Source organism: Solilutibacter tolerans (genome assembly GCF_900155935.1).
In the GTDB taxonomy this organism is placed as follows: Bacteria; Pseudomonadota; Gammaproteobacteria; order Xanthomonadales; family Xanthomonadaceae; genus Solilutibacter; species Solilutibacter tolerans.
In genome coordinates, this window is the sequence record NZ_FTLW01000002.1 from 179,125 (window position 1) to 193,288 (window position 14,164).

At 61.4% G+C, this 14,164-nt stretch carries 9 protein-coding genes; 3 read left to right on the forward strand and 6 right to left on the reverse strand.

The genetic code is table 11. From position 1 onward, the window contains the following. Nucleotides 1-21: 21 nt before the first annotated feature. Nucleotides 22-1,767 (forward strand): potassium/proton antiporter, encoded by a 1,746-nt coding sequence (locus tag BW989_RS04005; protein ID WP_076585620.1) that lies wholly within the window; start codon nucleotides 22-24, stop codon nucleotides 1,765-1,767. On the opposite strand, the gene BW989_RS04010 is transcribed toward BW989_RS04005, so the two are convergent. Beyond that, a complete protein-coding gene (locus BW989_RS04010) occupies nucleotides 1,764-2,939 on the reverse strand; it encodes a putative peptide maturation dehydrogenase (protein WP_076585622.1) in 1,176 nt (391 codons plus the stop codon). The genes BW989_RS04005 and BW989_RS04010 overlap by 4 nt on opposite strands. A gap of 97 nt (nucleotides 2,940-3,036) precedes the next feature. Between BW989_RS04010 and BW989_RS04015 the strand changes: the two genes are divergently transcribed. Beyond that, nucleotides 3,037-3,414 carry an NHLP-related RiPP peptide gene (locus BW989_RS04015; RefSeq protein WP_083688208.1) on the forward strand — a complete coding sequence of 126 codons (378 nt, stop codon included), beginning with the start codon at nucleotides 3,037-3,039 and terminating at the stop codon, nucleotides 3,412-3,414. Here the strand turns inward: BW989_RS04015 and BW989_RS04020 are convergent. The 5 genes from BW989_RS04020 to aceB form a co-directional block, all read right to left on the reverse strand. Next, entirely contained in the window at nucleotides 3,372-6,008 is a 2,637-nt protein-coding gene (locus BW989_RS04020; RefSeq protein WP_076585626.1) for a putative peptide modification system cyclase, read from the reverse strand. The two genes, BW989_RS04015 and BW989_RS04020, sit on opposite strands and share 43 nt — an antisense overlap. Then, nucleotides 6,005-7,033 (reverse strand): GGDEF domain-containing protein, encoded by a 1,029-nt coding sequence (locus tag BW989_RS04025; RefSeq protein ID WP_242651287.1) that lies wholly within the window; start codon nucleotides 7,031-7,033, stop codon nucleotides 6,005-6,007. The genes BW989_RS04020 and BW989_RS04025 overlap by 4 nt, the downstream gene beginning before the upstream one ends. 303 nt (nucleotides 7,034-7,336) lie before the next feature. Further along, entirely contained in the window at nucleotides 7,337-9,652 is a 2,316-nt protein-coding gene (locus BW989_RS04030) for a hypothetical protein (protein WP_165688549.1), read from the reverse strand. Between the two features lie 407 nt (nucleotides 9,653-10,059). Then, entirely contained in the window at nucleotides 10,060-11,355 is a 1,296-nt protein-coding gene (aceA, locus tag BW989_RS04035) for an isocitrate lyase (protein ID WP_076585631.1), read from the reverse strand. 77 nt (nucleotides 11,356-11,432) lie between these two features. After that, nucleotides 11,433-13,073, reverse strand: coding sequence for a malate synthase A (gene aceB / locus BW989_RS04040; RefSeq protein WP_076585633.1), 1,641 nt, complete (start codon nucleotides 13,071-13,073; stop codon nucleotides 11,433-11,435). 123 nt (nucleotides 13,074-13,196) lie between these two features. Here aceB and BW989_RS04045 point away from each other — a divergent pair, with 123 nt between their 5' ends. After that, a complete protein-coding gene (locus BW989_RS04045) occupies nucleotides 13,197-14,162 on the forward strand; it encodes a LysR family transcriptional regulator (RefSeq protein ID WP_076585635.1) in 966 nt (321 codons plus the stop codon). Nucleotides 14,163-14,164: the final 2 nt, after the last annotated feature.

A 14,164-nucleotide genomic window follows, 5' to 3' on the forward strand; every position in this document is an offset into this window, starting at 1 on the left:
TGCAGTTGAGTACCCGCGCGCTTGGAGATCCTGCACACCATCGACCTGAGATTGCTGGGTGGCGCCTTGTTGGTGCTGGCCGGCATCGCCTCGTCGTTGCTGGCGCGGCGCTTTGGTGCTCCCTTGTTGCTGGTGTTCCTGGTGCTGGGCTTGGTGCTGGGCGTTGATGGTCCCGGCGGCATCCGCTACGACAACACGCAGTTCACTTACCTGGTCGGTTCGCTGGCACTGGCTTTGATCCTGTTCGATGGCGGCCTGCAGACGCGCGCTTCTCAGGTGAAAGGCAGCGTAGTCCCTTCGCTCTTGCTGGCGACTGTCGGTGTGTTGGCCACCGCTGCGCTCACCGCCGTTGCCGCGCATTACCTGTTGGGCCTGGAGCCAATGCGCGCGATGCTGCTGGGCACCGTGCTCGCCTCTACCGATGCGGCGGCCGTGTTTTTCTTGCTGCGCGCGGGTGGTCTGCATCTGGAACGGCGCACCGGCAGCACGTTGGAGCTTGAATCGGGCGCGAACGACCCCGTCGCCGTCTTCCTCACCATCGCGCTGACCGGCTGGCTGGCGGGCAACGCGCCGACGGTCTCGATGCTGATCGTGCAGATCGTCTGGGCGATCGTCGCCGGTGTCGCACTCGGGTACGCGGGCGGGCGGGTGATCGTGTGGGCGCTTAACCGCTTCAGCCTGCCTTCCGGCCTGCATCCTTGGCTGGCGATGGCGGGCGCGGTGTCGGTGTTCGCACTGACCAACTACATCGGTGGCAGTGGCTATCTGGCGGTGTACCTCGCCGGCATCGTCATTGCCAACCGCCCGGTGCGCGCACGCAACGAGGTGATGTCCGTCCAGGATGCAACGACCTGGTTCGCACAACTGATGATGTTCCTGCTGCTGGGCTTGCTCGCCACGCCCAGTCGCTTGCTGGATGTGCTGTGGCCGGCGCTCGGCGTCGCCGCGTTCCTGATGTTCATCGCCCGCCCGCTCGCGGTAGCCGCATGCCTGTTGCCCTTCCGCTATCGCGCAGGCGAGATCGGTTTCATCGCGTGGGTAGGCTTGCGCGGCGCAGTCGGCATCTTCCTCGCCTCCATTCCCTTGCTGGCCAAACTGCCGAACGCGTGGCTGTACTTCAACGTGGCGTTCGTCGTGGTGCTGACCTCACTCTTGGTGCAAGGCTGGACGCTCACCCGCGCGGCGCATTGGTTCGATGTCGCGGTGCCGCGCAGTGATCCCGATACCCGCCGCGTGCAACTGGATCTGCCCGGCACGCTCGATTACGACTTGCTGGGCTACCGCGTGCCGGCCGGTAGCAAGGCCTTGGATGCACAAAGCTGGCCGCTCAACACGCGCCTGATGATGGCGGTGCGCGAGGGCAAGGTACTGACTGCCGAAGAAGCGGGCGCGCTCAAACCTGACGACTACGCGTACCTGCTTGCCCCACCCAATTCCGCGCGGCGGCTGGATTGGTTGTTCGTCGGGCGCGATGGCGAAGGCCCGACGCAAGGCAGCTTCGGCAGCTTTACCTTGCCGGGCAACGTCGCCTTGGGCGAGCTGGCGCAGTTCTACGGCCTGCACATCCCCAAACGCTTTGCTGCGCGCACGGCGGCGCAATTGTTCGATGAACGCTTCGACGACCAACCGCAAATCGGTGACCGTCTGGCGCTGGGCCCGGCCACGTTAATCGTGCGGGCGATGAAGGACGAGCGCGTGGCGCAAGTGGGGTTGGAATTCGTCAGCCTGGGTGAGCGGCTGATCAGCGGCGGTAAACCGCAGGCTTAAGCATCCGCTGATTGCCAGATGCGGTTTTGCGGGTCCAGCTCGGTCGTGTCCATCACCTCGCCGCGCCAACCGAAGCCGCAGATCGCCATCACGCCTTGCGACATTGGCTGCAGACCCAATGCCTCTTCCAATGGTTTTTCGTTGATGGCCGCGGTGATGAACGCACCCAGGCCAGCTTCGGTTGCGGAGAGGTACAGCGTCTGCGACAAGTGACCACTTTCCAGCGCGATCACGCGGTAGCCCTTCATGTGCTGGCGATACTTCCAGAACGTGCGGTCGAAGCGCGGCACCAGCATCACCATCGCGTGCGCGTTGGCAAACCAGTGTTGGTATGCGACGCCCACGCTGGCCAGTTCCTCCAGCGGCATCGCGGGCGCAGACAACGGCGCCAGACGATGGCGCACGCAATCGTAGTGATACAGGCCGGGCGCGACGCCTTCGACGTGTTGCAGCAGGCAATACGCTTCCACCGGATGCAAGCCGCCACCGGACGGGCTGGTCTTCTTGAGGAAGGTGGTGTCCGGCGCCCCTTCGATCTTGTCCTGCGCAGCAAACACACGCTGCATCAGCTGCGAAAACATGGCCAGCGGTAGCGGGCGCGCGATGTCGAAGTTGCGGCAGGTGACGCGCGACAACAGCAATTCGTCGAAGCTGTTGCCTGTCGCCCAAGGCAGGTCGATGCCGGCTTCGTCATCGCCATCGACATAGCTCTCCGGCGGAGGCGGGCCCAATACCTGGCGCATCTCAGGCACGGTTTGGGTGCCCGTGTCCTCGATCGCCTGCACGGAATCGTTGTCCTGCCAGCGGGTGAAGGCCTGCAGAGTCGCGCCGAGCGGATGCCAATACAGCTCACGCAGGCGTTCGTCACGCGCCCGCCAGTGCGCATGCTCCCGGCCTTTACCGATCAACAAGCCTTGCTTGAGTAGGCGGCGCCAGAGCAGGCGCGTTTCTTCCGGCAAGTTCTTGGTATCGGTCCAGGTGTGTGCGCTGATGTTGCCCAGTAGTGCACACGCAGCGACATCGATCTCCACTTCTTCACCGATGTGCGGTGCCAATGCGAGCCACTGTCGTTGCACAGACAGGCCATCTCCGCCAGACAACAAGCTGGTCAGGTCGAAGTCCAGCGTTTCCCGCGGCTCGATATAGAGCACGGCGCATCGTCTCAATAGCATCGCTTCCCCTGCGTGATCCGCGTCATGGCGGTTGCGTGTGCAGTTTCACATAACTACAGTCAGGCGACCGGCCCGCCGGGCCAGATGGGGAAACAGCATGGCAACGATGAAGGGGAGACAATCCGAGCCGCTCAGCCCGAAGGTAGCCAACAGGCTGCTGGAGCTGCTTAGCACGGACAATGAGTTCCGCCGCTTGATCAAGAAAGACCCACAGGCGGCGTTTATCCAGGCGGGTTACAAGCCGTCGAAAGAGTTGGCGGCGTGGCTGAAGCAAACACCCGGCAAGGGACCACGCCCACCGCTACCGCCGCATGTGCTGCTGCCGCCATGGTTGTGCTGCAAGATTGATCGGATTGCGCCAAAGCATGTTGTTGCTAACGCTAGGGGCGAACTACACCAGATGTTTACCGGCGGGTCTTCAATGCAGCCGATTCAATTGAACGTAGGTAGTGCGCGGCGGCGGGCCCGAAGCTGAACTGGTAGCTGAGCAGCAGGCCAGTCAGCGTCAAAAGCTTTGATGGCAGTTTCAGCGGCGCGGGAATTCCCGCGCCGTTGTTGTATTTCCGCAATCGTAAGATTGGCTAATACCGAATCCGCGACATTCAAAGGCTGCAATCTCCAGCCACAATTGATTTCCGAAAATGCCTGCCCACGAGCTGCTGCCACTTTGTATGCCGTATTCAAAGCTTGCGCCTCCAAGCCCTGTGCGAGCTGAGCATCGAGAAGCGTCACCCACCCCTGATAAGGCAACACTGCAGAATCAATCGATTGGATAGCTCTTTGTGCGGCATGCGCGTTTCCTTGCGCCAATGCTGCCCTAGCCATCACCACCATCCACAACGACCGCACCTCAGCTGCATCCACTAGCTTGCTTCGTTTCCGATAGTGGTTCACCACAGCCTGCCCAATACGATCCTCACTCGCTCGATATCCAACATACGCACTGCACAAGTGAGCCAACACTTGATCATTGGCAGGCCCAACCATTCCCTCGGCTCCATTGGAAAGTGACGCTATCAACTCATTTTCCCGGATCTTTTTGGAGTCATCTCCACCAAAGCCAGACAGACCAAGTGATCTAATCATTGCTTGATTCGAGAGGCTCCAACTTGGGACCTCACTCTGCGCTTTGGCATAAGCGCGCGCTTCTCGATTTGCGTCTTTGAACTGCCCGCGAGCCATCATGTATCCGATAACAAACGGAGGCGGAATTCTTTCGTAGTCCTTTGGTGTCTTAGCTAACGTCTTGGCTGCTGCCGAAAAATCCCTATCTGCTGTTTGTGCATTCAATAGCCTAGTTGTAGCAACTCCCTTTAGCCCTGGTGCAATCTCTGCCGCTTTGGCGTATGTACTTTTAGCTTCGGATATTTGGCCTAAAGCCAACTTTGAATCACCCAGCAATAGCAACGCATGCCCATGCCCGGGATTCTGTGCTCGCGCCGATTTTTCCGCCTGCACTGCTGCTTCGCCATAACGGGCTTGGACGAATTGAAGGTATCCAGAATTTGTAATCGCACGGAAATCGTCAGGATATTGTTTAGCCATTGATAACCAAGCCTCAGCCTCCGCACCTGGTTCAAGCATTCTTGCTCGCCACGCCTCTAGGTATGCACGATCTCTTGTAGTCAAGTTTTGTCCATTCGCAAAAGCTTTGTTTAGGTTCTCCACTCCTTCTGAAGCCCTGCCCCTAGCATTAGCGACCTTCACCCCCCCCACATACGCAAGCGCAAATTTGGGGTCTATTTCAGTTGCGCGACGGTAGAAAATTCCAGCCTGCTCATAGTTGCCACTTGCAAAAGCCTCTTCCCCCAACGCATACGCCTTCAACGCATCGATATTGCCGGTAGTCACTTGCGGCAGCGGCTTGGAATCGCGCTGGATCGAGGCCATCGCCTCGCCCAGTTTTTCGCGCAGCGCACCCGTCACGTCATCCACCGAATCCAATGCCGAGCCAATCCCACGCCCATCCGCCGTTTCCGCGTACACGGTGGCTTGCGTGCTTGGGTCCACCACCTCCGCGCTGACGCGCAGGCGGCCGCCGACTTCCGACACCGTGGGCAGGATCACCGCACGCGCACCATCGCGCAGCGCGATCTCGGACGCGATGTTGCGGTCGAGCGCGGTGCCTTCGGGCTTCTGCATCCGCTGCAGGGTTTCACGCGCCTTGAGGTCGGACAGCACGTTGACGTAGCGCGACTGCTCCAGGCTGATGCGGAAGGCCTGTTCCAGCGATTCGTCCAGGCGCTCGTCACCGGTCAGGTTGCGCATGTCGCCCACCACCACCCAGTCTCGCGCGCCAAAGGCGATGGCGGGCTCCGGCTTGAAGAAGAACCACGCGCCAAACGCCAAAATGCCGAGCACCGCGGCCTCGGCCAGCAATGACTTGGGCCGGCGCCAGAAGGGCACGTCACGCCAGGCCTTGGCACCGTTCCTGGGCGCACGCAGCGGCGCGATGCCGGCCTCGCCCACTTCGTGGATTTGCATTGCGCCAGGCACGCCCTTGAACTGCCAGCGCCCGTGCGATTTCCACAACAGGTTGTCGCCGCGCTCGCCGAGCTCTCGCGAGGCGCGGTGGACCAGGGGCTCCGCCACCGGGGAGAGCAATATCTGGCTGGGGCGCGCCATGGTCATCAGGCGTGCGGCCATCGGCTTGGCGAGGCCTTCGACTTCCAGCGGCTTGGCACCCTGCTGCACAGCCTCGACGCTGTTGCGCCAGGTCAGCACCTCGCCCACGTGCAGGCCGGCGCGCGCCTGCAGCGGCAGGTGGTGCGCATCGCCCAACGACTTGAGCGCTTTCATGTAGTCCAGCGCAAACCCGAGACCATCGATGGGGCGCTCGAACAGCAGCAGCAGGCCATCGGAGCGATCGATCAAGCGTCCGCGCCAACGTTGCTGCAGCTCCAGCACCAGTTGGTCGTGTTGACGGAAAAGCTGGCCGGTGGCGACATCCCCAATTTTTTCGACGAACTCGGTGGAATCACAGATATCGGTCAGCAACAAAGTGCGCAGCAAGGGCGCGTCCGGAGCCTGGTTGGTGGCTTCAATCTCCCGGCGCGGCAAGGCGTTCATGTAGCGGCCTCGGCCTGCACGCGTCCTATGCCCGGCGGGAGGGTTTCATCATCCATGGCTGCGACTTCAAAGCCGTTGCCGCCACGCCCTTTGACGCGATAGAGCGCGGCATCGGCGCTGGCATACCAAGACTGCCAATCGCGTTCGGGGTCGATCAAACACCCACCGATGCTGAGGCGACAGATGAGCGGCGGCTCGCCATGCATCTCCCACAGGGCGGAGGCGGTGCTGACCAGGTATTCGGCCATGCGCTCCAGGTCATCCGGGTCTTCCAGGCAGGCCAGAACGCAGAATTCGTCACCGCCGAGGCGGGCCGTCACTTCCACCGAGCCCGACACCGTGCGCAGGACATGCGCGACACTTTGCAGCACGCGGTCGCCGGCGATGTGGCCGTGGCAGTCGTTGACCTCCTTGAAGGCATCGCAGTCGATGATGAGCAGGCCGCAACCGGCCAGACTGCCCAGCTTGCGGCGTTGCTCAATCATGGCGACGAAACCTCGGCGATTGCTGAGGCCGGTCAGATCGTCGGTGCGGGTGAGCTCTTGCGTGCGGGTGAGGCGGTCGGTTGCCTCGCGCAATGAATCGAGCGCCGTCTGCAGGTCACGGTTGCGCCTGCGCAGGCTGTGCATCAGCGATTGTTCGTTATCCACCACCCGCATGATGGCGCGATGCAGGAAGCCGGCGACGCAGGTCGGGTCTCGCTGCAGCATGCTTTGGAAGCCGGCGTGGTCCATTTCCAGCAGCTGGCAGTCGCTGACCGCGTGGGCACTGGCGCTGCGCAGGTGATCGCCGATCAACAGGCCCAGCTCACCGAAGAAGCCATTAGCGCCAAGCTGCTTGCAGAACATGTCATCGCCAAAGACCAGTTCCACCTGGCCGGACTCGATGACATACATGGTGCGACCGGTGTCGCCTTCGGCGAACAGCTGCTCGCCTGCGGCCAGATGGATGCGGCGTCCTCCGGTGGCAAAAAAAGCCCGCTCATGGTCGGACACAAGGTAGCCATCCCGTACACTGCTGCGCACGGCATCCGGCTTCCTTAGCATCACTTCTGCCCCGCTTTCCCCGCTGTCCATGTCTCTGGCCCAGCCCTTAGACCTTTGAATATATCACCAGCTTGTCAAGCTTTCGATCCTGCTGGCATCGTGATGCACGTCACGAAATAATAGCCCCCCAGGGCTGTTTCCTGAATCATTCATCATGATCAAGGGCTGAGTGAATCCGAAAAGCCTCCTGCGGCAGACGCAATCGCTCGTGATTCAAGGCGAGAGAGGCATCGGCCAGGCCGCAACAAGTCGCGACATGGCCGACACCTCATACGGATGACCTCAGTTTGTGACCATCACCAGTAGCGGATAACGACTGGTTTCGGACGCCGGGGCAAACGCCCCGGTTGCCATGTTGATGGTGTAGTAACGCAATCCGTTGGCTGGATCCTTTGTTGAAGTCCAAAAGGTGCCTGTCTGGTATGCGGCAGGCCTGTTCGGCTGGCCTTGCAAACTCACCGCTTCCGACAGCGTCAACATGCGCACGTTGATTTGCGTGTTTACATAGGTATCCAACCTGCCGTAGATCTCACCCGAGGGGTAGGTTTGTTTCAGGATCGTCTTCCAGCTGTTCATCTGTCGCGCAGAGGCGTTGATGTACAGGTCTGCGCCATTGAAGTACAGATTTGTGCCTGCAAGTTTCCAATGGTTTGTCATGCTCAAGTTGGTGGTGTCGATTCTCGGGTCGCCGACATCGGCATAGTCATCGGAGAACACCACCTTGCTCTCGGCATCGGCCATCGCGCCCGTTTCGTCAGTCCATCGCCAAGCCAATTGCACTGACCCAGAGGCCGATGCATTGCTGCGGGTGTAACTGATGGTGCTCAGCATGCCCCGGACCAGATCAGGCGTCGCTTGTGCATCGAGGGTGATGCGCAGCACACCATCCACTACCGACATGGTGCCAATGGCCACACCTTGCACCATAACGGGAGCCGAAGCATTGACGCGATTACCGGCGAGCCAGAAGCCATCTTCCGCCGGCACCGCACCGCCTTTACGCTGAATGGTCAACTGGTGGCCGTTGAAGTTGCCACTGCCCGCCACATCAGGATCGGACACGCTGGCCCGAGTGCCGATCAGCACATCAGGCATGCCCTCGCGCTTGATCGCATAGGGCTGGCCAAAGCTACGGTCGAAGTTGCCATCCACCCGAATGCGGGCCAACGCTACGTCATAGGCCATTTTGTCCTGGTCGAAGCTGGACCCCAATAGCATCAGGTCTCCATTGCTCTCCAGGTACATCGCCTCCACGTTGTCGAGGTAGCCGCCAATTTCATAATAGGCACGTCCGTTGAAGCCGAACGCTGTGTCAGGCTGGCCGTTGGCGAGATAGCGCACAGCCGCAAAGTTGTCACGCCCACTCCAATGATCGAATCCCGCCATGCCCGCCGCCACGATGCGACCATCAGGCATGACTTTCACGTCATAGCCGCGGTCATTCAATGAAGCGAAGTTGGTCGATATCTTGCCACCCGTGCCGAAGCTGGCATCGACCAAACCATCGGGCATGAATCGCGTGATGATGAAGTCGTGACTGCCGATCTCGGTCGTATCCGAATAGCCGGCCACGACTACGCGACCATCGCTGGCGACATCCATGCGAATGCCTGTTTCCCAGAAACTGGTATTGGGAGCGACCACATGGCCCCCAGCACCAAACGAAGTATCGATCTGTCCGTTCGCCGCGAAACGCATCAGGCCGACCCGCCCGCTTATACCCCCAGACAGGAGGATCTTGCCGTCGGCCAGCAAAGCTACGTCGCTGGGAATGTCCTCGGCGTCGCTATTGTTGTATCGAGGGACCTCATGGCTGTTTTTTCCACCTTGCCCGAATGAGGTGTCGATGCTGCCGTTCGCATTGAAGCGGGCAACGGCGAAATTGACAGCCTGGTTGACGATCGCCTGAGCAGGACCAGCGACAATGATCTTGCCGTCGCTCGCGATTGCAACACCGTTGATCCATTCACTGCCGCCGACGAAATCCAACTCCACCTTGCCGCCGCTGCCGAAGCTGGTGTCGAGCGCGCCATTTGCGTCATACCTTGCCAAGGCGAAATTGATGTTGCCGGCGCGCGCAGTGCTCCCTGCAACGACGATGCGTCCATCCGGCTGAATGACCGGATCCGCATAGATGGCATCGTTCCCACCTGAAAAATCGGTCCGCACAATCCCCTGATCGCCGAAGGTGGTATCGAGCACGCCATTGGCATTTACTCGCATCAGCAGAAAATCATGCGCGGTGGACGTAGTGTTGGTAGTACCCGCCAACAAATACTTGCCATCGGCGGTCTTCGCGATGCCAAACCCGCTATCACGCAACCCGGCCACATCGATGGTGACGGCACCATATCGACCGGCGCTGAAGACAGGGGCATCGTTGACATTGGCCACCGCAGCCGTCGCCGCACTGGTTCGCGACTCGGAGAAGCCTGCGTTGTCCGCATAACTGACACGCACCGCAACGGTCTTGCCCACTTCCGCCTGGGTCAACATATAGATGCTGCCCGTAGCGCCGGCGATCTCCACGCCATTGGCCAACCACTGGTAATTGATGCTGGCCGGTACGCCATTGCCATCACTGACGACGGCACTCAATTGCTGATTCTGGCTGGCTGTGCCAGTGATTGACACGGCACCCGGTTGGTTGGTCGCCGCCGGCGTACCGCCGCCCGAGCCTCCACCCCCGCCGCCCCCGCATGCAGCGAGCGCAAGCATCGCAACCGCCAACATCGCCCCTCTGATACCGGTACGCACACAAGCGCGGCCGGCCCGCTTTGCAAACAGGACACTCGAATCCATGACTCCCCTTGTTCACCCTGCGCGGTGTCACTCCCCTGTGACGCTGCCGGCTTAGTCGTGCAGCGGATGATAACCAAGCTCAAACTCACCTGACATACATGCTGCGTGTCATGGGTCTCAGATGATGCTTCTCATCGCACCGAATGCCTTCAAAACCCAACCCCGCCATTCGCTATGCACGAATGGCGGGATTGCGGCATGGCTTAAGCCGCCACGCGTTCGCCGTGGAATTGCTCTTCCTCGGTGCTGCCCTTAAGCGCCACGGTGGAGCTGTTGCCGCCCTGGATAGTCTGGGTCACCGCATCGAAGTAACCTGTACCGACTTCACGCTGATGCTTGACGGCGGTGAAGCCCTTGTCGGCGGCGGCGAATTCCGCTTCCTGCAGCTCCACGAAGGCGCTCATCTGGCGGCGGGCATAACCATGGGCCAGGTTGAACATGCCGTAGTTAAGCGCATGGAAACCGGCCAAGGTGATGAACTGGAACTTGTAGCCCATCGCGCCCAATTCTTTCTGGAACTTGGCGATGGTGGCGTCGTCCAGGTTCTTCTTCCAGTTGAAGGACGGCGAGCAGTTGTAGGCGAGCAACTTGCCCGGGTACTTGGCGTGGATGGCCTCGGCAAACTTCCGCGCGAACTCCAGGTCCGGCTTGCCGGTCTCGCACCAGACAAGGTCCGCATACGGCGCATAGGCCAGGCCGCGGCTGATCGCTTGATCCAGACCGTTCCTGGTCTTGTAGAAGCCTTCGACGGTGCGCTCGCCGGTGGTGAACGGCTTGTCGTTGTCATCCACGTCGCTGGTGAGGAGGTCGGCGGCTTCGGCGTCGGTGCGCGCAACAATAATCGTCGGTACGCCCATCACGTCGGCGGCCAGGCGCGCGGCGGTGAGCTTCTCGATCGCTTCGCGCGTCGGCACCAGCACCTTGCCACCCATGTGGCCGCACTTCTTCACTGAAGCCAGCTGATCCTCGAAGTGCACGCCGGCGGCGCCGGCTTCGATCATCGCCTTCATCAATTCATGGGCGTTGAGCACGCCACCGAAACCGGCCTCGGCATCGGCCACGATCGGCTGCAAGAAATCGATGCTGTCGTCGCCCTCGGCATGGTGCAGCTGGTCGGCGCGCAAGAGGGTGTTGTTGATGCGCTTGACCACCTGCGGCACCGAGTTGGCCGGGTAGAGCGACTGGTCGGGATACATCTCGCCGGCGAGGTTCGCATCGGCGGCGACCTGCCAACCAGAGAGATAAATCGCCTTGAGTCCGGCCTTGACCTGCTGCATGGCCTGGTTGCCAGTCAGCGCGCCGAGCGCGTTGACGAAATCTTCCTGATGCAGCGACTTCCACAATTTTTCCGCGCCCAGACGCGCGATGGAATGCTCCACATGCACCGTGCCGCGCAGGCGCACGACATCCTCGGCCGTGTAGGCGCGGGTAACGCCGGCCCAGCGTGGGTTGTTGTCCCAATCGAGCTTGAGTTGTTCGGCAGTCGGCAGCTTGTTCATGGCGATGTCCTTGAATGTCTTGAGATGAGGGTGTGGATGGGTGATGCGAATTCGTTTTGCGTGCTGGCCGCGTGCAGTCAGTCGATGCGCTCGTAGGCAGGCAAGGTGAGGAATTCGGCCAGGGTGTCGCTGCGCGTGAGTTCCACCAGCAGCTGGATGGCCTCGGGCACGCGCGTCTTGCCGGGGAAGTCGCCTTCGGCGGCCAGGCGCGAAGGCAGGCCGATCAGCGCGCGTTCCAGCAGGGCGAAATCCATCGGGGTACCGTCATCCAGATGCAACGGCTGGCGGCCTTCGCGCTCGGGATCAGCATCGAAGTGCAGCCACTGCCACAGCTGCGCACGGGCGATCTCGGCGGTGGCGGCGTCTTCCATTAGCCAATGGATCGGCACGCAACCATTGCCATCCAGCCATGCGGCGAGATAGCGCACGCAGACTTCGACATTGCCCTCGAAGCCTTTGGCAGTCACGGTGCCGCGGCTGGGCTTGAGCAGGTCGGCAGCAGTGACATCCACATCATCCCGCGACACGGCTTGCTGGTTCGCTTGCGGCATGTGCGAATCGAAGATCTCGCGGGCCAGCGGGATGAGCGCGGGATGTGCGACCCAGGTGCCGTCATGGCCTGCGGTCACTTCACGCAGTTTGTCGGCGCGCACGCGGGCCAGCGCTTGCTCGTTCGCTTGCGAATCGACCGAAATCGGAATCTGCGCAGCCATGCCGCCCATCGCGTGCGCACCGCGACGATGGCAGGTCTTGATGAGGAGTTCCGAATACGCCTTGAGGAAAGGCTGCGTCATCGTCACCTGTCCGCGCTCGGGCAGGACGCGATCACGATGCGCGCGCAGCGTCTTGATGTAGCTGAAGATGTAATCCCAGCGGCCGCAGTTGAGGCCGACGATGCGCGATTTCAGCGCGTGCAGGATTTCGTCCATCTCGAACGCGGCAGGCAACGTCTCGATCAGTACCGTCGCCTTCATCTGACCATTCGGCAGGCCAAGTTCGGTTTCGATGTGATCCATCACCGCGTTCCAGAGCGCGGCTTCTTCCATCGACTGCAGTTTCGGCAGATAAAAATACGGGCCGCGATCCTTGGCCGCGAGCGTCTTCGCGTTGTGGAAGGCGAACAGGCCGAGATCAAAAAGTGATGCCGACATGCGCTCGCCATCGACGAGCACATGTTTCTCGTCCAGATGCCAACCGCGTGGCCGCACGATCAGCACCGCACGCTCAGCTTCAGGTTTCAGCGCGTAGTGCTTGCCGGGCTTGCCATTCAGAGCGGGAGCGGTGAATTCGAGCGTGCCGACGACCGCGCCCTGCATTGCCAACTGCCCTTCGATCACATTGGCCCACGTCGGCGACGTGGAATCTTCGAAGTCCGCCATGTAGCACTGCGCGCCGGAGTTGAGCGCGTTGATGACCATCTTGGGATCGACCGGGCCGGTGATCTCGACGCGGCGGTCGGCCAGCGCCGCGGGGATCGGGGCGACGCGCCAGTCGCTGGCGCGGATATCGGCGGTATCGGTGCGGAAGTCCGGCAGCGCACCGGCATCAAAACGCGCCTGGCGGGCGGCGCGGGCCTTGAGGCGCATCTGGCGCTGGCCGTCAAAGCGGCAATGCAGGCCCAGCAGGAAGGACTGCGCCTCCGGGGTCAGGACACGGTCCTGCCCTTCGGTGCGGGCGGTGATTTCGAGATCATCGTGGGGCTTGAGTACCGCGGACATCCGATGCGTGCTCCGGTTTTGCTGTGACGCACAACATCCGGCCCCGCATGGCTATTTGACAAACTAGAGTTGTCAATGATTAGTATTAATTAAGTAAATACTTTCAAATGGCGCGATCGGTGTATGGCCCAAGCCACTGAATTTCCGCGCTTTTCCTACAAAGGCAGCCGCCTCAAACCGCTGCGCGCGTTCTGCCAAGTCGCCCGCTTGGGGTCGATTTCGCGCGCCGCCGAGGCCCTGTTCCTCAGCCAGCCCGCTGTCAGCCTGCAGATCCAGGCGCTGGAGCGGGAGTTTGGCAGCCGCCTGTTCGACCGCAGCGGGCGACGCCTCACCCTGACCCGCGAAGGCGAGCTGCTGTACGAGATGGCGCGCCCCTTGGTGGAAGGACTGGACGGGCTGGAGGCCGCCTTTCGCGAAAAACTGACCGGGCTGGATGCAGGCGAGCTGCACGTGGCCGCCGGCTCATCGACCATCCTCTACCTGTTGCCGCAGATCGTCGGCGCCTTCCGTGCCGCGCACCCGGACGTGCGCCTGACCCTGCACAACGTGACCGGCGCAGGTGGCCTGGAGCTGTTGCGCTCGGACAAGGTGGATCTCGCGTTCGGCTCGATGCTGGATGTGCCGGCGGATCTCGACTACGCGCCCATCCACGAATTCGAGCCGATGTTGATCATGCCGCCGGATCATCCCTTGGCTGCGAAGCAGAAGATCGACCTGACCGATCTCTCGCCTTATGGCTTGATCCTGCCACCGCAGCGCCTCACCACGTATCGCCTGATTGACCTGGTCTTCCAGCGAGCACGCGTGCCCTACACGGTGGCGCTGGAAGTCGGCGGCTGGGAAGTGATCAAGCAGTACGTGGCGATGGGACAAGGCATCAGCATCGTCACTGCGTTCTGCATCACCGAGACCGATCGCGCACGTCTGGCCACGCGATCACTCGCAAAGTTCTTTCCTTCGCGCAGCTATGGCGTGGTCAAGCGTCGCGGCAAGTTTCTCTCGCCGCAGGCGCGCGCGTTTGTCGATCTCATCCAACCCAACCTGCTCGCGCCGCGCGGCTACGACCAGACCGGGCATTCGGACCGTTGAAA